The organism is Streptomyces sp. NPDC050145 (assembly GCF_044460245.1).
In the GTDB taxonomy this organism is placed as follows: Bacteria; Actinomycetota; Actinomycetes; order Streptomycetales; family Streptomycetaceae; genus Streptomyces.
The window spans coordinates 37,281-57,056 of sequence record NZ_JBITJS010000012.1 but is presented as its reverse complement, the minus strand read 5'-3'; the positions used below and the strand labels follow the sequence as shown (position 1 = coordinate 57,056).

The 19,776-nt window shown below is 72.6% G+C and carries 16 protein-coding genes; 6 read left to right on the top strand and 10 right to left on the bottom strand.

The annotated features are described in order from the left end of the window. The first annotated feature begins 146 nt into the window (after positions 1 to 146). Entirely contained in the window at positions 147 to 1,349 is a 1,203-nt protein-coding gene (locus ACIBTU_RS24095; RefSeq protein WP_399128459.1) for an amino acid deaminase/aldolase, read from the top strand. 12 nt (positions 1,350 to 1,361) lie between these two features. Here the strand turns inward: ACIBTU_RS24095 and ACIBTU_RS24090 are convergent, their stop codons facing one another. From ACIBTU_RS24090 to ACIBTU_RS24070, 5 genes are all read right to left on the bottom strand, one after another. Beyond that, a complete protein-coding gene (locus ACIBTU_RS24090) occupies positions 1,362 to 2,285 on the bottom strand; it encodes a DUF2510 domain-containing protein (protein ID WP_399128458.1) in 924 nt (307 codons plus the stop codon). 224 nt (positions 2,286 to 2,509) lie between these two features. Continuing rightward, positions 2,510 to 3,802 (bottom strand): haloacid dehalogenase-like hydrolase, encoded by a 1,293-nt coding sequence (locus ACIBTU_RS24085; protein ID WP_399128457.1) that lies wholly within the window; start codon positions 3,800 to 3,802, stop codon positions 2,510 to 2,512. 67 nt (positions 3,803 to 3,869) lie between these two features. Next, positions 3,870 to 4,652, bottom strand: coding sequence for a 3-oxoacyl-ACP reductase (locus tag ACIBTU_RS24080; RefSeq protein WP_399128456.1), 783 nt, complete (start codon positions 4,650 to 4,652; stop codon positions 3,870 to 3,872). A gap of 4 nt (positions 4,653 to 4,656) precedes the next feature. Next, on the bottom strand, positions 4,657 to 6,039 hold the full coding sequence (locus tag ACIBTU_RS24075) for an aldehyde dehydrogenase family protein (RefSeq protein WP_399128455.1): 1,383 nt from the start codon (positions 6,037 to 6,039) through the stop codon (positions 4,657 to 4,659). Continuing rightward, positions 6,036 to 7,400, bottom strand: coding sequence for a glutamine synthetase family protein (locus ACIBTU_RS24070; protein ID WP_399128454.1), 1,365 nt, complete (start codon positions 7,398 to 7,400; stop codon positions 6,036 to 6,038). The genes ACIBTU_RS24075 and ACIBTU_RS24070 overlap by 4 nt, the downstream gene beginning before the upstream one ends. Positions 7,401 to 7,487: 87 nt before the next feature. On the opposite strand from ACIBTU_RS24070, the gene ACIBTU_RS24065 reads away from it, so the two are divergent. Further along, a complete protein-coding gene (locus ACIBTU_RS24065; protein ID WP_399128453.1) occupies positions 7,488 to 8,204 on the top strand; it encodes a FadR/GntR family transcriptional regulator in 717 nt (238 codons plus the stop codon). 153 nt (positions 8,205 to 8,357) lie between these two features. Then, positions 8,358 to 9,056: a gamma-glutamyl-gamma-aminobutyrate hydrolase family protein gene (locus ACIBTU_RS24060; RefSeq protein ID WP_399128451.1), complete on the top strand. Its 699-nt coding sequence runs from the start codon at positions 8,358 to 8,360 to the stop codon at positions 9,054 to 9,056. Positions 9,057 to 9,591: 535 nt separating this feature from the next. Here the strand turns inward: ACIBTU_RS24060 and ACIBTU_RS24055 are convergent. Continuing rightward, positions 9,592 to 10,578, bottom strand: coding sequence for a LysR family transcriptional regulator (locus ACIBTU_RS24055; protein ID WP_399128450.1), 987 nt, complete (start codon positions 10,576 to 10,578; stop codon positions 9,592 to 9,594). Positions 10,579 to 10,648: 70 nt separating this feature from the next. Here ACIBTU_RS24055 and ACIBTU_RS24050 point away from each other — a divergent pair, with 70 nt between their 5' ends. Continuing rightward, positions 10,649 to 11,761: a TDT family transporter gene (locus ACIBTU_RS24050; protein ID WP_399128449.1), complete on the top strand. Its 1,113-nt coding sequence runs from the start codon at positions 10,649 to 10,651 to the stop codon at positions 11,759 to 11,761. Between the two features lie 162 nt (positions 11,762 to 11,923). Here the strand turns inward: ACIBTU_RS24050 and ACIBTU_RS24045 are convergent, their stop codons facing one another. From ACIBTU_RS24045 to ACIBTU_RS24030, 4 genes are all read right to left on the bottom strand, one after another. Beyond that, on the bottom strand, positions 11,924 to 12,634 hold the full coding sequence (locus ACIBTU_RS24045) for a helical backbone metal receptor (protein ID WP_399128448.1): 711 nt from the start codon (positions 12,632 to 12,634) through the stop codon (positions 11,924 to 11,926). Between the two features lie 8 nt (positions 12,635 to 12,642). After that, the gene (locus ACIBTU_RS24040) at positions 12,643 to 13,245 is read right to left on the bottom strand and encodes a helix-turn-helix domain-containing protein (protein WP_399128447.1); all 603 of its coding nucleotides are present in this window, start codon (positions 13,243 to 13,245) and stop codon (positions 12,643 to 12,645) included. 334 nt (positions 13,246 to 13,579) lie between these two features. After that, positions 13,580 to 16,192, bottom strand: coding sequence for an ABC transporter permease/substrate binding protein (locus tag ACIBTU_RS24035; protein ID WP_399128446.1), 2,613 nt, complete (start codon positions 16,190 to 16,192; stop codon positions 13,580 to 13,582). Continuing rightward, positions 16,185 to 17,348 (bottom strand): glycine betaine/L-proline ABC transporter ATP-binding protein, encoded by a 1,164-nt coding sequence (locus ACIBTU_RS24030; RefSeq protein WP_399128445.1) that lies wholly within the window; start codon positions 17,346 to 17,348, stop codon positions 16,185 to 16,187. Before ACIBTU_RS24030 ends, ACIBTU_RS24035 begins: the two co-directional genes overlap by 8 nt. 247 nt (positions 17,349 to 17,595) lie before the next feature. Between ACIBTU_RS24030 and ACIBTU_RS24025 the strand changes: the two genes are divergently transcribed. Both ACIBTU_RS24025 and ACIBTU_RS24020 read left to right on the top strand, forming a co-directional pair. Next, the gene (locus tag ACIBTU_RS24025; RefSeq protein WP_399128662.1) at positions 17,596 to 18,546 is read left to right on the top strand and encodes a 5'-3' exonuclease H3TH domain-containing protein; all 951 of its coding nucleotides are present in this window, start codon (positions 17,596 to 17,598) and stop codon (positions 18,544 to 18,546) included. A 63-nt stretch (positions 18,547 to 18,609) separates the two neighbouring features. After that, complete coding sequence (locus ACIBTU_RS24020; protein WP_399128444.1) at positions 18,610 to 19,452, top strand: siderophore-interacting protein; 843 nt, start codon at positions 18,610 to 18,612, stop codon at positions 19,450 to 19,452. Positions 19,453 to 19,776: the final 324 nt, after the last annotated feature.

Below are 19,776 nucleotides of genomic sequence, written 5' to 3'. Positions count from 1 at the left end.
TGCTCATGCCTCCCCGTTTCGTCAGCCTGCGTGCGCGTCACTCTAACGGGCCACGGCAGGTCAGCGGGTCCTCAGGCGGCTGGCTCGGCCGATCTGCCCGGATCGTCCCTCTACCCTGCGGTAATCAGGTCTGGCAGGCTTCGGCCATGACACCGCGCGCCGCCGACCGGTCCCGCTTCGACCGGGCCACCGCACATCTCGACGCCCCCGTGGCGATCGTCGACCTCGACGCCTTCGACGCCAACGCCGAGGACCTGGTCCGGCGTGCGGCGGGCAAGCCGATCCGGGTGGCGAGCAAGTCCGTACGGTGCCGGACGCTGCTCGAGCGGGTGCTGGCCAAGGACGGGTTCGCCGGGGTCATGTCGTTCACGCTGGCCGAGTCGATCTGGCTCGCGCGCTCCGGTGTCGAGGACGTGCTGCTCGCGTACCCGTCGGCGGACCGGAGCGCTTTCGCGGAGCTGGCGCACGATCCGAAGCTGGCCGGCGCGGTCACGGTGATGGTCGACGACCCGGCGCAGTTGAAGCTGATCGACGCGGCGCGCGACGGCGGCCGTGAGGAGATCCGGGTGTGCCTGGAGCTCGACACGTCGTGGCGGGTGCTGGGCGGGCGGGTCCGGATCGGCGCGCTGCGCTCTCCGCTGCGCACTCCGGAGCAGCTCGCCGAACTGGCCCGCGCGGTGGACCGGCGGCCCGGGTTCCGGCTGGTCGGCCTGATGGCGTACGAGGGTCATGTGGCCGGGGTCGGGGACGCGATCGCGGGGCGGCCGGTGCGCTCGCGGGCGATCCGGCTGATGCAGGCGGCGGCGCGCAAGGAGCTGGTGGTGCGCCGGGCCGAGGTGGTGCGGGCGGTGCGCGCGGTGGTGCCGGACCTGGAGTTCGTGAACGGGGGCGGCACGGGCAGCGTGCAGCACACGGCGGCCGAGGACGCGGTGACGGAGATCGCGGCCGGGTCGGGGCTCTATGTGCCGCGGCTCTTCGACAACTACACGTCGTTCAGCGCGCGTCCCGCCGCGCTGTTCGCCCAGCCGGTGGTGCGCCGGCCCGGGGTCGGCGTGGTGACCGTGCTCGGTGGCGGCTACCCGGCCTCGGGCGCGGCGGGCGCGGACCGGCTGCCGGTGCCGTATCTGCCGGAGGGGCTGCGCTACGACCCGCAGGAGGGCCCGGGCGAGGTGCAGACGCCGCTGCTCGGGGCTGCGGCGGACGATCTGCTGATCGGCGACAAGGTGTGGTTCCGGCATGCGAAGGCCGGCGAGCTGTGCGAGCGGTTCGAGGTGCTGCACCTGGTGTCCGGGGACACGGTCACGGAGACGGTGCCGACGTACCGCGGTGAGGGCTACACGTTCCTGTAGCACTCCGGCCGCCTATTGGCTCGGGCCGACCGTGCTGCCCACTCCCCCGCCGCCGGTGCCGTCGACCGCGCGGATGCCCTTGACGATCTTGTCGAGGTCGGTGAGCGGCGGGGACTCGGAGCTGACGTCGAGGGTGCAGCGGACCGCGACGAGCGCCTCGGAGCCGGAGCTGGACGGGAAGACGACGGACTGGACGTAGCCTCCGGCGCCCTCGGCGGTGGTGACCTTCCAGCGCACGAGCCAGCCCGCGCGCCCGGCGACCCCGATCTGCCGGGAGGCGACGACCTTGTGGCCGGTCATGCCGCCGAAGGGGCGCCGGCCGATGGCGTCGGTGTCGTAGGCGCGGTCGGCGGCGTCCTTGACGTCGTCCTCGGCGAGGGCTTCGGGGTCGGTCTCGTCGGTGCCGGTGACGGTGTGCGTGGAGACGGTGCCGCGGCGGCACATGCCCTGGTCGAAGGGGCAGTCGTAGGTGTCCGGCGTGGTGATGAAGGTGTAGTCGTCAGCGACGTTCTCGGCCTTCTGCCAGCCGGTGAGGACGGGCAGCGTGATGCCGTTGAGCTCGTCGGTGACGCGGGAGGGGTCCTCGCTGGGCGAGGGCGGCGGGGCGCTGCTCGCCGCCTCGGAGGACTGCGGCGGCGCGGAGGGCTCCGCGGACGAGGGGGCCGTACGGGTCTTGGGGTCCTGCTCGTCGCCCCCGAAGGCGACGATGCCGCCGGCGACGATCGCGGTGACGAGGGCGACGCCGGCGGTGATCACGGCCACGAGCCTGCCGCGACCGCCGCCGGAGCTCGGCTGCCGCACGGGCGCGGGCGGGGGCGGCGGTCCCTGCGGGGTCGGCTGCCTGCGGTGCTGCGTCCACGCGGCCCCGTCCCACCAGCGCTCGGTGGACGGGGCCTTGGGATCCGGGTACCAGCCCGGCGGCGGCGTCATGCTCATCCCGGCACTCTAGGCCCTGCGCCGAAGGTGGCGTCTGCCGTGCGACGCCTGGCACGCACTCTCGCCGCACCGAGCGTAAGGCCAAGTACGTCCAGTACGAGGCCTTGCGCCCGGCACACCGAGAGCACGCACCAGACGCCGCCCGACCCGCCCTCCGGGCGGACGACGCCACCTTCGGCGCAGGGCCTAGGCCGCCCCCGTGATGATCAGTACTGCGTCTCCGCTCAGTACGCGGAGTCGGCCTGGTCCGGCACCGTCGAGCCGTCCTCGCGCAGGAGGGGGCCGAAGCCGCCCTCGGGGCGGTTCCAGGCCGCCGTGGAGCACGGGTAGGTGCCGGACTTGCGCGGCAGCGGCTCGATGAACATCGGGTTGGCGACCCAGCGTCCGTCGGCGTTGTCGTAGGCGCGGCACATGATCTCGTTCTTGTTCCGGTTCAGGACGAGGTGTGCGCCGGTCGCGTCGCCGACGAAGGTGACGTCGGTGTCGGCGTCGCCGCCGCCGAGGGCGATGCGCTTGTCCCAGCGCTGCTTCTCCCAGGCGGCCTTCCCCTTGATGTGGAAGATGTCCTGGTTGATCCAGCAGCGCTTGCCGTCGATGTACGGGATGGCCTCGCCCTTGTTGACCGGGACGCCGCCGCAGCCCTCGTTGTACGGGGTGATGCGGCCGCGCTCGTCGAGGACGGAGCGGATGGCGACGGTGTGCGCGCGGTCGATGCCGACGCCCTTCGACCACGCCTCGGTGACCGGTTCGGAGCCGGCGGAGACGATGTAGACGTCGAATCCGGCGCGCTGGAGCGTGCGGATGAGGTCGCGCTGCTGTTCGTAGTAGCGGACGTAGCCGGGGATGGTGTGGGTGCCGAGCTTCTGGGTGGCGCCGACGGGGGCGGCGAGGGTCTCCTCGCGGGCCGCGGCCGCGTAGGACTCGAGTTCGGGGACGGTGTGTCCGGCGAAGAGCTGCGGGACCCAGGCGTACTGGGGCACGGTGTGGCGGTGGTTCCACTCGCCGGCGAAGGCGGCGGCGCCGCTCATCGTCTTTCCCGACTCACGGATGTTGAAGATCTCGTCCGTGCAGTCGGTGTCGGTGGAGGTGGGCAGCGGGGCGCCGACGGGGACGGCGGTGCCGCAGGCGGCGGTGAGCGCGCGGTCGGCCTCGTCGGTCATCCAGCGGCTGGTGTCCTTCCAGCGGCCGGGGCGGAGGATCTTGTCGTGCTTCAGCGACCAGGCGATGGTCGCGTCGGTGACGTCGTTCTTGGAGACGGTGTTGTCCCAGTCGAAGGCGGCGACGGGGCGCGGGCCGCGGTGGCCCGCGCAGGTGCCGCGTTCGTCGATCACGCGCTGGAGCTTCGCCCGGTTGTCCCCGTACCAGGGGAGCTTCTGCGACAGCTGCGGGCAGTGCCGGGCGGTCGTGGGGGTGGTGGGTGCGGACGTGGCGGCGGCCGCGGGGGTGGTCAGGGTCGCGGCCGCCATGAGTGCGGCGGCCGCGGCCGAAGTCCACGCGGCAACATGTCTGTTACGCATGCGAGTGGACCGTACATGAACCTGTGGGGCGTGCCGAGGGTGCCGGCTCCGTGTGTTGCGGCGGGGTCTAGAGAGGTGTCACGTACGCGCCGGAGATGCCGCCGTCGACCAGGAAGTCGGTGGCGTTGACGAACGAGGAGTCGTCGCTGGCGAGGAAGGCGACGGCGGCCGCGATCTCGTCGGCCTCGGCGAAGCGGCCGACCGGGATGTGCACGAGGCGGCGCGCGGCGCGCTCGGGGTCCTTGGCGAACAGCTCCTGCAGGAGCGGGGTGTTGACGGGCCCGGGGCACAGGGCGTTGACCCGGATGCCCTCGCGGGCGAACTGGACGCCGAGTTCGCGGGACATGGCGAGGACGCCGCCCTTGGACGCGGTGTAGGAGATCTGGGAGGTGGCGGCGCCCATGCGGGCCACGAAGCTGGCCGTGTTGATGATGGAGCCCTTGCCCTGTTCCCGCATGTAGGGGATGGCGGCCTTGCAGCACAGGTAGACGGAGGTGAGGTTGACCTCCTGGACGCGCTTCCAGGCCTCCAGGCCGGTGTCGAGGATGGAGTCGTCGTCGGGGGGCGAGATGCCGGCGTTGTTGAAGGCGATGTCGACGGAGCCGTAGGTCTCGTACGCGGTGCGGAACAGGGCCTCGACCTGTTCGGCGTCGGTGACGTCGACCTGGACGAAGGTGCCGCCGACGGCGTCGGCCGCGCTCTTTCCGGCGGCGGCGTCGATGTCGCCGCAGACGACGTGGGCGCCTTCCGAGGCGAGGCGGCGGGCGGTGGCGAGGCCGATGCCGCTGCCGGCTCCGGTGATGACGGCGGTGCGGCCGACGAGGCGGCGGCCGAGGGTCTCTTCGGTCATGGGGTCAGGCCTCCGTGCTGATGAAGACGTTCTTGGTCTCGGTGAAGGCGGTCAGGGCGTCGGGGCCGAGTTCGCGGCCGAGGCCGGACTGTTTGAAGCCGCCGAACGGGGTCCAGTAGCGGACGCTGGAGTGCGAGTTGACGGACAGGTTCCCGGCGCGGACGGCGGCACTGACGCGCAGGGCGCGGCCCACGTCCCGGGTCCAGATGGAGCCGGAGAGTCCGTACGGGGTGGCGTCGGCGAGCCGGATCGCTTCGGCCTCGTCGGTGAAGGGGAGCAGGACGGCGACGGGGCCGAAGATCTCCTCGACGGCGGCGCGGGAGTCGGGGGCCTCGCCGGTGAGGACGGTCGGCGGGAACCAGAAGCCGGGGCCGGTGGGCGCGGTGCCGCGCGGGCCGGGGGCCTCGTCGGTCACGAACTGCCGTACGCGGTCCCGCTGTTGCCGGGAGATGAGCGGGCCCATCTGGGTCTTCTCGTCGAGCGGGTCGCCGACGACGACGGCGCCGATCGCCTCCGTGAGCCGGGCGACGGCCTCCTCGTACACGGATTCCTGGACGAGGATCCGGGTGCGGGCGCAGCAGTCCTGGCCGGAGTTGTCGAGGAAGGAGAAGGGGTCGAGGGCGGTGGCGAGGTCGGCGTCGGCGAAGACGATGTTGGGGCTCTTGCCGCCGAGTTCGAGGGTGACGGGTTTGATCCGGGTGGCGCAGCGCTCCATGACCTCGCGGCCGGTGCGGGTCGAGCCGGTGAAGACGATCTTCGCGACGTCGGGGTGGTCGACGAGGGCGCGGCCCGTGACGCCGCCGTGGCCGGGGAGCACCTGGAACACGTGCTCGGGCAGGCCGGCCTCCAGGGCGAGTTCGGCCAGGCGCAGGGCGGTGAGCGGGGTGGTCTCGGCGGGTTTGAGGACGACCGCGTTGCCGGCCGCGAGGGCGGGGGCGGTGCCCCAGGCGGCGATCGGCATCGGGAAGTTCCAGGGGGCGATGACGCCGACGACGCCGAGCGGTTGGTGGAAGGTGATGTTCCAGCCGCCGGGGGCGGGGATCTGCGCGCCGTTCAGTCGTTCGGCGCCGCCGGCCGCGTAGAGGAGCAGGTCGCGGACGTTACCGGCTTCCCAGCGGGCGTTGCCGAGGAGGTGTCCGGCCTCGCGGACCTCCAGCTGGGCGAGTTCCTCGAGGTGGGTGTCGACGGTGTCGGCGAAGCGGCGCAGGAGGCGGGCGCGGTCGGCGGGGGCCGCGGCCGCCCAGGCGCGCTGGGCGACGGCCGCGCGGCGCACGGCGCGGTCGACCTCGGCCGCGTCGGCGGTCGGGACGGTGGCGACCACGTCTTCGGTGGCGGGGTTCAGGACGGTCAGTGTGGTCGTGTCGACGCATCGGTCGGGCAAGGTCACAGCCTTTCGAATCCTCGGCGGAGCTCCCAGTCGGTGACGGCGGCGTCGAACGCGTCGAGCTCGACCCGCGCCGTGTTCAGGTAGTGGGCGACGACCTCGTCCCCGAAGGCGGCCTTCGCGACCGGGCTGTTCGCCCACAGTTCGGCGGCCTCGCGCAGCGTGGTGGGGACGTGCTCGTACGCGGCGGCGTAGGCGTTCCCCGGGCAGGCGTCGGGCAGTTCGAGGCCCTGCTCCACTCCGTGCAGTCCCGCGGCGATCAGGCCCGCGACCGCGAGGTGCGGGTTGACGTCGCCGCCGGGCAGCCGGTTCTCGAAGCGGAGCGAGCGGCCGTGGCCGACGACGCGCAGCGCGCAGGTGCGGTTGTCGTGGCCCCAGGCGACGGCGGTCGGCGCGAAGGAGCCGGGCTGGAACCGCTTGTACGAGTTGATGTTCGGGGCGTAGAGGAGGGAGAAGTCGCGCAGGGCGGCGAGCTGGCCCGCGAGGAAGTACCGCATGAGCGGGCTCATGCCGTCGGGGTCGTCGCCGGCGAAGGCAGGGGCGCCGTCCGCGTCGGTGACGGAGAAGTGGATGTGGCAGGAGTTGCCCTCGCGCTCGTTGTACTTCGCCATGAAGGTGAGCGAGGCGCCCTCCTGCGCGGCGATCTCCTTGGCGCCCGTCTTGTAGATGGCGTGCTGGTCGCAGGTGACGAGGGCCTCGTCGTAGCGGAAGGCGATCTCGTGCTGGCCCGGGTTGCACTCGCCCTTGGCGGACTCGACGGTGAGGCCCGCGCCCGCCATCTCGTTGCGGATGCGGCGCAGCAGGGGTTCGATGCGACCGGTGCCGAGGACGGAGTAGTCGATGTTGTACTGGTTGGCCGGGGTCAGGCCGCGGTAGTTCGCGTCCCAGGCCTGTTCGTAGGTGTCCTTGAAGACGATGAACTCCAGCTCGGTGCCGACCTGGGCGGTCAGGCCGAGCTCGGCGAGCCGGTCGAGCTGGCGGCGCAGGATCTGCCGGGGCGCGGCGACGACGGGCGAGCCGTCCTCCCAGGCGAGGTCGGCGACGAGCAGGGCCGTGCCCTCGTTCCAGGGGACGCGGCGCAGGGTGCTCAGGTCGGGGTGCATGGCGAAGTCGCCGTAGCCGCGGTCCCAGGAGGACATCGCGAAGCCGTCGACGGTGTTCATCTCGGTGTCGACGGCCAGCAGGTAGTTGCAGCCCTCGGTGCCGTGGTGGAGTACCTCGTCGAGGAAGAAGCGGGCGGCGAACCGCTTGCCCTGGAGGCGGCCCTGCATGTCGGGGAAGGCCAGGACGACCGTGTCGATCTCGCCGCTCGCGACCTGGGCGTGCAACTCCTCGACGGTCAGCGGGGGTGTGCGGTCTGCCACGGTGAAAGCCTCCTCGGGGATGCTTCTGGACGGCCGGGAGTCATAAGGTATTGCGCGCAACCATTGCTGGGAAGGGGATCCGTCCACATGTCGCTCGACAGGTCGTACGCCGCGGTGCTGCGGCCGGTGCGCGCGGGGAACGGGTTCGAGGAGGCGCTGGAGCAGATCCTCCAGGTCGTCCGGCTCGGTCTGGTGCCGGGGGGTGAACGGCTGCCCGCCGAGCGGGAGTTGGCGGAGCGGCTCGGCATCAGCCGGGTGACGCTGCGGGAGGTCCTGAAGGTGCTGCAGGACCAGGGCCTGGTCGAGTCGCGGCGCGGACGGTACGGCGGAACGTTCGTGCGGCCCCGTCCGGAGGCGGCGGGCGAGGTCGAGCTGCGGCGCCGGGTCGAGGGCGTCGACGTGGAGGACACGCTGCGCTTCCGCGAGGTCCTGGAGGTCGGCGCGGCCGGGCTGTGCGCGGCGAACGGGCTCGACGCGGCGCGGGCGGACCGGCTGCGGGCCGCGCTCGCCGGCACCCATGACGCTCCGCTGGCCGAGTACCGGCGCCGCGACACGCTCCTGCACCTCACCCTCGCGGAGCTGTCCGGGTCCCCGTCCCTGGCCGCGCAGTACGCGGCGGTCCGCGCCGGGGTGAACGACCTGCTCGACTGCATCCCGCTGCTCGTACGGAACCTGGAGCACTCGCAGCGCCAGCACACCGCGCTGGTGGAGGCGGTGCTCGACGGGGACGCGGACGGCGCGCGGGAGATGATGCGCGAGCACTGCGCGGGCACGGCGGCGCTCCTGCGCGGGTTCCTGACCTGACCAAAGGTACGGGTCCAGGCCATTGCCCGACCGGCGCGGTGACCGCATGCTGAACGCGACCGCGCCCCGCACGGCGATCTCGTACCCTCGGCCCCTGACCGGCCCTGAAGGGCAGTTCGAGGGCGCGGCGACCGACCCGGGGAGCACAGCACGATGGTGAGCAGGCCGCTGATCGGCATCAGCACCTATCTGGAGAACAAGGCCAGTTGGGGCGTGTGGGAGCTGCCCGCGGCGCTGCTCCCGGCCGGCTATCCGCAGATCGTGCAGCGCTCCGGCGGGCTGGCCGCCATGGTCCCGCCGGACGATCCGCGGCACGCGCCCTCGGTGGTCGCGCGGCTCGACGGACTGGTGGTCGCGGGCGGACCCGACGTGGAGCCCGGCGAGTACGGGGCCGCCCGCGATCCGCGTACGGGGCCGGCCGCGCCCCAGCGGGACGCGTGGGAACTGGCCCTGATCCGCGCCGCGTTGACCTCCGGTACCCCGCTGCTCGGGATCTGCCGGGGCATGCAGCTGCTGAACGTGGCGCTCGGCGGGACGCTGACGCAGCACATCGAGGGGCACGTGAAGGAGACCGGCGTGTTCGGCCGGCACACGGTGACGTCGGTGCCGGGCACCCGCTTCGGCGAGCTGGTGCCCGAGCCGACCGAGGTCCCGACCTATCACCACCAGGCCGTCGACCGGCTCGGCCGGGGCCTGGTGGCCTCGGCGCACGCGACGGACGGCACGGTGGAGGCCGTCGAACTGCCCGGCATGTCCTGGGTGATCGGGGTGCAGTGGCACCCGGAGATGGGCGAGGACTCCCGAGTCACCGAGGGCCTGATCCGCGCGGCCTCGGCCCCACACGGCTTCTGACCCGGACGGCCCGGGGTCCTCAGGCGCCGGTACGGGTCACACCCGGCAGCTCACGGGCGGCACGGCGTCGCCCCTGCCCACGGGCGCAGGCATGTGCACCGAAATCGACCCGTGGCCCCCAGCGCGGCGAGACATCCGCGCCGGGCCCCACGACTCCGCACCCCGCCGAGCCTCAGTCGTCCGTACGGGTCAGACAGGCAGCTCACGGCCGCACAGCATCGCCCCTGCCCGCGCACGCAGACATACGCACCGGAATCGCTCCGCGGCCCCCAGCGCAGCCCCGTAGCGGGGGCCGCCCCCACCCCCACCAAGACATCCGCACCGCACCCCACGCCCCCGCACCCCGCCGGGCCCCAGCAGTCCGTACGGGTCAGACAGGCAGCTCACGGCCGCACAGCATCGTTCCTGCCCGCGCACGCCGGCATCGCACCGGAATCGCTCCGCGACCCCCAGCGCAGCCCCGGAGCCGCGCGGCACGCCTCCAGCCCGCCAAGTCATCCGCGCCGGGCCCCACACCTCCGCACCCCGGTGGACCTCAGGCGTCCGTGCGGGTCAGGCCGAGGAGGTCGCGGGCCGGGCCCACCGGGGGGTGGCCCGTCGGCCAGACCGCGCGGAGCGAGCGGGTCAGGGTCGCGCCCTCCAGGGGGACGCGGACCAGGCGGCGGGACGCCAGTTCCTCGCCGACGGCCAGTTCGCTGAGCACCGAGGGGCCGGCGCCGCCGACCGCCGCGGCCTTCACCGCTGTCGTGGAGGACAGCTCGATCAGCGGGCGGGCCAGCCCGCCGAGCGCCGCCTCCAGGACCTGGCGGGTGCCGGAGCCCTCCTCGCGCAGGATGAGCGGGGTCGCGGCCAGTTCCTCGGCGGCGAGCGGCTTGCGGCGGCGCGACCACGGGTGGCTCGGAGCCGTCACCACGATCAGCCGGTCGTGGGCGACGATCGCCGAGTCCAGGCCCGCCGGCACCGACAGCCCCTCGACGAAGCCGAGGTCCGCCTCACCCGCGAGGAGCCGCTCGGCGACGGCCGTCGAGTTCCCCGCGAGCAGGGAGACCGCCGTGTCGGGCCGCGCGGCCCGCAGGGCGAGCAGCCAGCGCGGCAGCAGATACTCGGCGATCGTCATGCTGGCCGCGACCCGCAGCCGGGAGTCCCGGCGCACCCGCAGCGCCTGCGCGCCCGCGTCGAACTCCTCGGCCGCCTCGACGATCCGCCGCGCCCAGTCCGTGACGAGAGCGCCGGTCTCCGTGAGCCGGGAACCACGCGGCGAGCGGTCGACGAGGGCGAGCCCCAACTGTCGCTCCATCGAGCGGATACGGCTGCTGGCCGCGGGCTGGGTGATGCCGAGCCGGCGCGCGGCCGCGCCGAGGCTGCCGAGGCGGGCGACGGCGAGCAGCAGCTCCAGCGCGCCGAGGTCGGGGACCCGGTGGGAGAGGATCCCCGGCGGCGCCGGTGCCGTCTCCCCCGCCGCGTCCTGCTCCGTACCTGACGTGCCCGTACCGCGCTCGCGCGCGCCCCGCTCCTTGCTCATAAATCCAGCTTATGCCGTGATAGCGGCGACGCCCCTGGTGGGGCGGGGGTCGCCGGGCGACCGTGGAGGCATGGTCACCGCCGTCCACCCCGCGCCCCGCACCACCACCGGCCCCCGCGCCGCCACCGTCCGTCACCTCGGCCCGAACTGGTACGCCGCCGTGATGGGCACCGCCATCGTCGCGAACGCGGGCGCGACGCTGCCCGGGCACGTCCCGGGCCTGCGCACCGTCTGCACGCTGGTGTGGGCCGTCTCGTTCCTGATGCTGCTCGCCCTGCTGGCGGCGCGGACCGCGCACTGGACGCACCACCGGGACCAGGCCCGCGCCCATCTCGACGACCCGGCGGTGGCCCCGTTCTACGGCTGCCTGTCGATGGCGCTGCTCGCGGTGGGCGCCGGCACGCTGACCGTCGGGCAGGACTGGATCGGGGTGGGCGCGGCGCTCGCGATCGACACCGTGCTGTTCGTCGCCGGTACCGCGATCGGGCTGGCCGCCGCCGTCGCGATCCCGTACCTGATGGTCGTACGGCACCGGATCGAGCCGGGGCAGGCGTCCCCGGTGTGGCTGCTGCCCGTGGTCGCGCCGATGGTGTCGGCGGCCTGCGGGCCGCTGCTCGCCGCGCATCTTCCGGAGGGGCAGGCCCGGGCGACACTGCTGCTGGCCTGCTACGCCCTGTTCGGCCTGAGCCTCCTGGCGACCCTGGTCATGCTCCCGGTGATCTTCGCGCGCCTGGTCACCAGCGGGCCGCTGCCGCTGGCGCTGACCCCCACCCTGTTCCTGGTGCTCGGTCCCCTGGGCCAGTCGACGACGGCCACCGGCAAGATCGCCGACGCCGCGCAGGGCGTGTTCCCCGCCGCGTACGAGCACGCGTTCAGCGCGTTCGCCGTGCTCTACGGCGTCCCCGTGATGGGCTTCGCGCTGCTGTGGCTGGCGCTGGCCGCCGCGATGGTGGTGCGGGCCCGGCGCGCCGGCATGGGCTTCGCGATGACGTGGTGGGCGTTCACCTTCCCCGTCGGCACCTGTGTCACGGGCGCGGAGAGCCTGGCCGCCCACACCGGCCTCGCCGCGTTCGACGTCCTGACGGTGGCGCTGTACGCGTTCCTGGTCGCGGCCTGGGCGGTCGCGGCGGTCCAGACGGTACGGGGCCTGGCCTCGGGCCGCCTGCTCGCGGCACCGGCGTGAGGTGCGGGGCGCGGTCATCGGAGGAATGCGGCGCGTAGCGCCTGCATTCCGGGGGCGCGGGGCTGTGTCATGAGCGGCTCCGCCGCGGGGCGCGACCAGCCCCCACCGAAGGCGCACCCGGCGATGAACCGACAAACCACCCCCACCGGCTCCTCCGGCGCTCTAGCGCACTCGCAGGGCCGCGCCGAGCGCCTCGGGGGCCGTCGCCAGCGAGGGCCCGTACCAGGTGAGGCTGCGGCCGTCGACGAGGGCGGCGGGGGCGGTGAAGGCCTCCGGGCCGTCGTCGGCCGTGAAACGGTACGGCTCGTCGGGCAGCACGACCAAGTCCTTCTCGACGGCCTCCAGTTCGTCGAGCGGGACGCGGGGGTAGCGCTCGGCGGCGTCCGCGTACGCGTTGGCGACGCCGAGGCGGGCGAGCAGGTCACCGGCGAAGGTGTCGCGGCCGAGGACCATCCAGGGGCGCCGCCAGATCGGCACGACGGCCCTCAGCGCGGGCTCGGGCGGCGACAGGGCGCCCCAGGCGGACTCGGCGTCGTCCAGCCAGCGCGGACGCGAACGCGCCCCGCACGCGTCCAGGACACGGTCCAGCTCGCTCAGCGCCTGCGGCAGCGTACGGATCTCCGTGACGAGGACGGGGACGCCCGCGGCGCGCAGCGCGGCGAGGTCGGGCTCCCGGTTCTCCTCCTCGTTGGCGACGACGAGGTCGGGGGCGAGCGCGGTGATCGCGGGGACGTCGGGATTCTTCGTGCCGCCGATCCGGGGCACGTCGAGCCCGGCGGGATGCGTGCACCAGTCCGTCGCGCCGGCCAGGACACCCGGCAGCGTCACCGCGACCGCCTCCGTCAGCGACGGGACCAGCGACACGACCCGCACGGCGGCGGCTACTTCGGGCCCGGCTCGTCGACGGCGTCGATGTGCTCGGCGACGGCCACCACGAGCACCCGCGTCTCGGGCACGGTCGCCCGCCAGCGGTGCCGTACGCCACCGGTCAGGTACAGGGTGTCACCGCGTCCGAGGCGATAGGCGCGGCCCTCCGCCTCGACCTCGACGGCGCCCTCGGTCACGTACAGCATCACGTCGTTGCGCAGCTGGAACTCGCGCCCCGGGTCGTGGTCGCCGACGAACTCCTGGGCGTGCATCTGGTGGTGCCCGCGCACGAGGGACCGGACGACGCTGTCGTGGGCGCCCTCCTCGACGGTGCCGTCGTCGGCGCGGACCAGGTCCACGGTGCGTGCCGGGTCGGCCGCGGCGAGGAGTTCGACGGCGGTGGTGCCGAGGGCGTCGGCGACCTTCTCCAGGGAGCGGCGGCTGGGGCGGGCCCGCTCGTTCTCCACCTGGCTGAGGAAGGGCACCGAGAGGCCGGTGCGCTCGGCGACGGCGGAGAGGGTCAGCTCCAGGGAGCGGCGGCGGCGCCGGACGGCTGCGCCCACACGCAGTGTCTCCTTGGACTTGTCGTGCTCGTTGTACTTCTCCTGCTCGTCCATGACATCCGCTCCCTCCCACTGCTCCGGTTGTGCTGTACGTCTCAATGCACCCTACGCATGTTCGTCAAACAGTTTCATCCGATGGCCGAAGCCGTGGGGCGCACACGGGGGCTCAACGGGGCGAGGGGGGGGGGGGGGGGGGGGGGGGGGGGGGGGGGGGGGGGGCGCCGGGGCGGGGGGCGGGGCGGGGGGGGGCGCCCCCCCCCGGCGCGGCCCCCCCGCCCGGGGGGGGGCGGAGCGGGCCCGGGGGGCCGGCGGGCGCGGGGCCCCCCCCCCCCCCCCCCCCCCCCCCCCCCCCCCCCCCCCCCCCCTCGGGGAGACCCTGCGGACCAGGTCAGGAAGCGGTCATCCGCTCCGCGACGTCCTGGTGCTTCGAGAGCCAGGCGGCGACGGCCGCCTCCTCCTTGCCCTGACCGCGGTTCTTGATCTCGGCCTCCAGGGAGCCCAGTTCGTCCTCGCTCAGCTTGAAGTCCTTGAACCACTTCGTGAGCTGCGGGAACTTCTTCGGGAACTCCTTGTTGGCGATCGTCCGGATGGTGTTGCCCTCACCGAACTTCTTCTCCGGGTCGGCCAGCTTGGTCAGCTTGTACTCGCTGTACGCCCAGTGCGGCGACCAGAGCACGACCGCGACCGGCTCCTTCTTGGCGTAGGACCGCTTGAGCTCGGCGAGCATCGCCGGCGTGGAGCCGTCGACGACCTTGTACTCCTTGTCCAGGCCGTAGCCCGGCAGCACGTCCTTCTTGAGGAGGTTCATCTCGCCGGTGCCCGGCTCGATGCCGATGATCTTCCCGTCGAAGGTCTTGCCCTTGCCCTTCAGGTCCGCGAGGGACTTGACGCCCTTCACGTACGAGGGGACGGCGACCTCCAGCGAGGTCGGGCTGTACCAGCTGCCCAGGTCGACCAGGTTCTTCTTGCTCTTGTCCCAGTAGTTCTTCTGCGCGTACGGCAGCCAGGCGTCGAAGTTGACGTCGAGGTCACCGCCGGCGAGGCCGGTGTAGACCGGGCCCACGTCCATCTGCTTCAGGTTCAGCTTGTAGCCGCGCTTCTCCAGGACGTTCTTCCAGAGGTACGTGACCGCGACGTCCTCGTCCCAGGGGAACCAGGCGACGTTCACCGGGTTCTTGGCCTCGGCGGGCGTCGACTGCTCCTTGACGGGGGCGAGCTTGTCGACCAGGCCCGGGTTCTTCTTCAGCCAGGTCTTGACGGCGTCCTGCTGCTTGCCCTTGCCGGTCTCGTTGATCTGCGCCTCGAGGCTCGTGAGCTGCTTCTCGTCGAGCTTGAAGTCCTTCAGCCACTTGCCGACCTCGGGGAACTGGGAGCCGAATCCCTTGCGCGCCAGCGTGTGGATGCCGTCGCCCTTGCCCCAGACGCCCTTGGGGTCCTTGAGCTTCTTCAGCTTGTAGTCGTTGTACGCCCAGTGCGGCGACCAGAGCGGGACGACGATCGGCTTCTTCTGGGCGTACGCGCGCTTCAGCTCGGCCAGCATCGCCGGCGTGGAGCTGTCGACGACCTTGTACTCCTTGTCGAGGCCGTAGGCCTTCAGCACCTTGCTCTTCAGGAGCGCCGACTCACCGGCGCTGGCCTCGATGCCGGTGACCTTGCCGCCGAAGAGGTCGCCCTTGCCCTTGAGGTCCGCGAGGGTGTTCACGTCCTTCATGTAGGCGGGCACGGTGAGCTCGAGCGAGGTCGGCCCGTACCAGGACCCGAGGTCCTCCAGGTCCTTGCCGTACTTCTTCCAGTACTCGGCGTGCGTGACCGGCAGCCAGGAGTCGGTCTGGAAGTCGACGCCGCCCTGCGCCAGCGAGGTGTAGAGCGGGCCGGCCTCGAACTGCTTGACCTCGACCTGGAAGCCGCGCTGCTCGAGGATCTCCTTCCACAGGAAGGTGGAGGCGACGCCCTCGTCCCACGGGATGTAGCCGATGGTGACCTTCTTGCCGTGCCCGACGTTCGTGGCGTCGCCGCCCGAGGCCGTCGAGGACGTCGAGCCGCCGAAGACACCCATGCCGCCGCCGACGAGCGCCAGGATCACCACACCGATCACGGCCACGGCCGGACGGGGGCGGTAGGACCAGATGTTCAGGCCGCGCGCGGCGCGCAGCTTGGCCAGGGCCCGGCGGCCGAGCGGGGAGACCTGCTGGCCGAGCGCGCTGGTCATGCGGTCGAGGTAGATCGCCAGGATGACGATCGCGATGCCGGACTCGGCGCCGAGGCCGACGTTCAGCTGGCCGATGGCCGTGTTGACGTCGCCGCCGAGGCCGCCGGCGCCGACCATGCCCGCGATGGCGGCCATGGACAGGCCCAGCATGATGACCTGGTTGACACCAGCCATGATCGTCGGCAGGGCCAGCGGCAACTGGACGCGGAGCAGGATGTTGCGCGGGGTGGTGCCGAACGCCTCGGCCGCCTCGACGAGTTCCTGGTCGACCTGCCGGATGCCCAGCTCGGTCATGCGCACGCCCGGGGGCACGGCGAAGATCAGGGTCGCGACGATGCCGGCGGGGGCGCCGGAGCCGAAGAACAGGATGGCCGGGATCAGGTAGACCATCGCGGGCAGCGTCTGCATCAGGTCGAGGACCGGCCGGAACAGGCCGCTGACCCGGTTCGAGCGGGCCGCCCAGATGCCCAGGGGCACCCCGATGATCAGGGCGATCACCGTCGACACGAGGACCAGCGACATGGTGTCCATCGCGTGGTCCCACAGGCCCAGGTTGTCGATGAACCACAGGCCGGCGAAGGTCAGTACGCCCGCGACGGTGCCGCGCAGCCAGAAGGCGACGACGGCGAAGATGCCCGCCATGATGAGCGCGGGGGGCGCCTGGAGGACGTCGGTGAGTCCGTTGTTGACGCCTTCGAAGCAGCTCTGGAAGAAGTCGAAGAGCCACGACATGTGGTGGAGCAGCCACTCCACGGCATCGTTGACCCAGTCGCCGAAGGGGATCTTAGGCATCGGCGTTCACCTTCTCCACGGGACCGTCTTCCTCGCCGCGCGGCGCCGGGACGGTGTCCTGCTTGACGAGGCCCGAGGCCGCGCCGTCGTTCTCGGCGCCGTCGTTCTCCGCGCCGGATGCGTCGTCCTGCGCGGTGATCGTCTCGCCGAGCACGGCGAGCAGCCGGGCCCGGGTCACGACACCGGCGAGCTCGCCGTCCTCGCCGGTCACGGCGACGGCGACGCCGCTCGTGGAGCACGGCGTGAACAGGTCGATGATCGGGGTGGCGGCCGTGACCGTGGCCGGGGCCCCGGCCGGGTCGTAGTCCTGCTCCGGCTCGCTCATGATCGCGCCCGCGGTGAGCACCCGGGCCCGGTCGACGTCCTGGGTGAAGGACGCGACGTAGTCGTTGGCCGGCGTGACGAGGATGTCCTCGGCGGTGCCTATCTGGACGATGCGGCCGTCGCGCATGACGGCGATGCGGTCGCCCAGGCGCATGGCCTCGTTCAGGTCGTGGGTGATGAAGACGATCGTCTTCTTCAGGGTCTTCTGGAGCTCCAGGAGCTGGTCCTGCATGTCACGGCGGATCAGCGGGTCGAGCGCGCTGAACGACTCGTCCATGAGGAGCAGGTCGGCGTCGGTGGCGAGCGCGCGGGCCAGGCCCACGCGCTGCTGCATGCCGCCGGACAGCTCGTCGGGGAAGGACTTCTCCCAGCCCTTGAGCCCGGCGAGTTCGAGCGCCTCGTGGGCCCGCTTCTCCCGCTCGGGGCGCGGGACGCCCTGCACCTCGAGCCCGTACGCCGCGTTCTCGAGGACGGAGCGGTGGGGGAAGAGCGCGAAGTGCTGGAAGACCATGCTGATCTTCTTCGAGCGGACCTCGCGCAGCTCGCGGGGCGAGAGCCGCGTCAGGTCCTCCCCGTCGAAGCGGACGTGCCCGGCAGTGGGCTCCAAAAGTCCGTTCAGCATGCGCAGAAGGGTGGACTTGCCGGATCCCGACAGACCCATGACGACGAAGATCTGCCCGGGCTCGACGGTGAAGGACGCGTCGATCACGGCGGCAGTGGTGCCGTCGGCGCGCAGTTCCTCACGGTCGGCTCCGCGGCGGAGCTTCTCCACCGCCTCATCGGGTCGTCTGCCGAACACCTTGTACAGGTCTTCGGCTTCAAGCCTGGACACATACACCTCTCGGGTCGAACCAAGACGGCCCGCCTCCCCCGCCGGCGGGCCGTGGAGCGTGCGGGGTCGGCCCGCCGAACCGGACACCCGACTTTCAGCCAATAGTTGAAAGTGGGACCGGGTTCGCTCCGGCTCGTCGCCTGCCCCGGCTTATGCAGAACAAACACGGGAGTGGCCCAGTTCACATGGCGTTCACCGCCTCGCACGCCCACTGCACGACCGGTAAGTGTCGGTGGGGTGCGGCATGATGCGGAGGGTGACCCAGGACAACTCCGCATCCCAGCGCCTGATGCTGCTCGACACCGCGTCCCTGTACTTCCGGGCCTACTTCGGCGTGCCGGACTCCGTGAAGGCCCCGGACGGCACCCCGGTCAACGCGGTGCGCGGGCTGCTCGAATTCATCACCCGGCTCGTCCACGACCATCGCCCCACGCACCTGGTGGCGTGCATGGACGCGGACTGGCGCCCCCAGTGGCGCGTCGACCTCATCCCCTCGTACAAGGCGCACCGCGTCGCCGAGGAGACCCCGGCGGGCACGCCGGACGAGGAGGAGGTGCCCGACACGCTGTCCCCGCAGGTGCCGGTCATCGAGGACGTGCTCGACGCGGTGGGCATCGCGCGCGTGGGCGTGGCGGGTTACGAGGCGGACGACGTGATCGGCACGTACACCGCGCGCGCGAGCGGCCCGGTCGACATCGTCACCGGCGACCGCGACCTGTACCAGCTCGTGGACGACAAGCTGGAGCGCCGGGTGCTCTACCCGATCAAGGGCGTCGGCACCCTCCAGGTCACCGACGAGGCCTTCCTGCGCGAGAAGTACGCGGTGGACGGTCCGGGCTACGTGGACATGGCGCTGCTGCGCGGCGACCCGAGCGACGGACTGCCGGGCGTGCCCGGGATCGGCGAGAAGACGGCCGCGAAGCTGCTCGCGCAGTTCGGCGACCTGGCCGGGATCATGGCCGCGGTCGACGACCCGAAGGCGAAGCTCACGCCGACGCAGCGCAAGCGGCTCGACGAGTCGCGGCCGTACATCGCGGTGGCCCCGAAGGTGGTGCGGGTCGCGGACGACGTACCGCTGCCCGCCGTGGACACCGCGCTGCCGCACGCACCGCGCGACCCGGCCGCCGTCGAGGAGCTCGGCGCCCGCTGGGGCCTGGGCGGATCCCTCCAGCGACTCCTGACCACGCTCGCCGACTGAGGTGCTAACTTAGGCATACCTAAGTTCATGCCTGAGTTCACGTTGCACCGAGGGAGACCGCACATGGCCGAGCGCCCCGCACGCCCGCCCCGCAAGGCCCGCTCCGCCCAGGTGGTGCGCGCCGAGCACGTCACCCCGCACATGCGCCGGGTGATCCTCGGCGGCGAGGGCCTCGCGGACTTCCCCGACGAGCTCCCGTACACCGACCACTACGTGAAGCTGCTCTTCGCGCCGGCGCCGGACGTGACCTACGCCGAGCCGTTCGACCTGGAGCGGATCCGCGCGGAGCTGCCGCGCGAGCAGTGGCCGGTGACGCGGACGTACACGGTGCGGGCCTGGGACCCGGCCGCGCGCGAGCTGACCCTCGACTTCGTGGTGCACGGCGACGAGGGCCTGGCCGGGCCGTGGGCGGCCGGCGTCGCCCCCGGCACGACGGTCCGTTTCATGGGTCCGGGCGGCGCCTACCGCCCGGACCTCACCGCCGACTGGCACCTGCTGGCGGGCGACGAGAGCGCCCTCCCGGCGATCGCCGCCGCCCTCGAGGCTCTCCCGGCCGGCACCCGAGCCCACGCCTTCATCGAGGTCGAGGGCCCGGAGGAGCAGCAGAAGATCGACTCCCCCGTCGAGATCACCTGGCTCCACCGCGCGGACCGCCCCGTCGGCTCCCTCCTGGTCGAGGCGGTCACGGGCCTCGACTTCCCGGCCGGCCGCCCCCACGTCTTCGTCCACGGCGAGGCCGGATTCGTGAAGAGCCTCCGCCGCCACCTCCGCATCGACCGCGAGATCCCCCGCGAACACCTCTCGATCTCCGGCTACTGGCGCCTCGGCCACAACGAGGACGGCTGGCAGGCCTCGAAGCGCGACTGGAACGCCCAGGTAGAGGCCGAACAGGAAGCCTCCGCCTGACCATCCGCCCCTGAAGGCCGCACGAAGTGTGCCCTCCAGGGGCGCGGGGCTGAATCCCATCAGCGGCTCCGCCGCGAGTCGCGACCACCGAGCCCCCTGGGGGCGCACGAAGTGTGCCCTTCAGAGGCACGGGGCTGAACCCGATCAGCAGCTCCGCCGCGGGGCGCAACCACCGGGCCCCCGGGGCACGCGGAGCGTGCCTCTGGGGGCGCGGGGCACGCGGAGCGTGCCTCTGGGGGCGCGGGGCTGTGTCCGATCAGCGGCTCCGCCGCGGGGCGCGACCAGCAGCCCCTGGGGGCGCACGAAGTGTGCCCTTCAGGGGCG